The sequence below is a fragment of the Bradyrhizobium sp. P2_E8 genome (assembly GCF_056403875.1).
In genome coordinates this window covers 1-839 of record NZ_JBFUES010001712.1, presented here as the reverse complement: position 1 = coordinate 839, position 839 = coordinate 1, and the positions used below count along the sequence as shown (strand labels likewise).

General features: G+C 62.3%; 1 protein-coding gene. It reads left to right on the top strand.

The genetic code is table 11. The features are described 5' to 3' along the window. Positions 1–89 precede the first annotated feature (89 nt). Positions 90–734, top strand: coding sequence for a glutathione binding-like protein (locus AC1D00_RS43405; RefSeq protein ID WP_477014966.1), 645 nt, complete (start codon positions 90–92; stop codon positions 732–734). Positions 735–839: the final 105 nt, after the last annotated feature.

The following is an 839-nucleotide window of genomic DNA, read 5'->3' as shown; positions in this document are numbered from 1 at the left end:
ACCCTCGCCATATTATGCAAGATGGTACAAAAATCAATCTGGCCAGGTTGAGCGATACCCGAAAGAGGAACTGCCCAAGGAGGCTACAGATGGATCTCTATTTCTCGCCGCTCGCCTGCTCGATGGCGACCCGCGTCGCGCTGTACGAAGCCGGCGCCGAAGCGAACTATCTCGAAGTCGATCCGCCGACCAAGAAGGTGCTGAACGACGGTAGCGATTTCCGCACCGTGAACCCGATCGGCCTCGTGCCGACGCTGCGCACCGACGAGGGCGTGGTGCTGACCGAGAACGCGGCGATCCTGCAATATGTCGCCGACCGCTTTCCGCAATCCGGCCTCGGCGCCGCGGCGGGCATCGAACGGACGCGGCTGCACCAATGGCTCTGCTTCATCGGCACCGAGCTGCACAAGGGCCTCTTCATCCCCGTGCTCGACCGCAAGGCGCCGCAGGAGACCAAGGCCTACGCGCTGGAGAAGAACCTGTCGCGGCTCGACTATCTCGACAACTACCTGAAGGGACGCGACTTCCTGCTCGACCATTTCAGTGTGGCCGACGCCTATCTCGTCACGGTCATCAACTGGACCATGGCGACACCGCCGATCGAGCTCGCCAAATGGCCGAACGTGAAGGCCTATTACGAACGCCTGCGCCAGCGGCCCTCGGTCGCAAAGGCGATCGCGGAGGAGTTCGAGCTGTACAAGGCCGAACTCGCCAGGAAGAAGGCGGCGGCTTAAGTCAAGACGGCGACGTCGTCCCGGCTGGGCCGGGACGACGTCGTTCCTTCGTTGCAATTCGACTATCTCGGCGCTTGCAGCGCGATCCCGTAGCGACCGTAGATC

Coding starts and splice junctions, on each gene's coding strand:
- AC1D00_RS43405 (WP_477014966.1), top strand. CDS start 90: ATGGATCTCTATTTCTCGCCGCTCGCCTGCTCGATGGCGACCCGCGTC.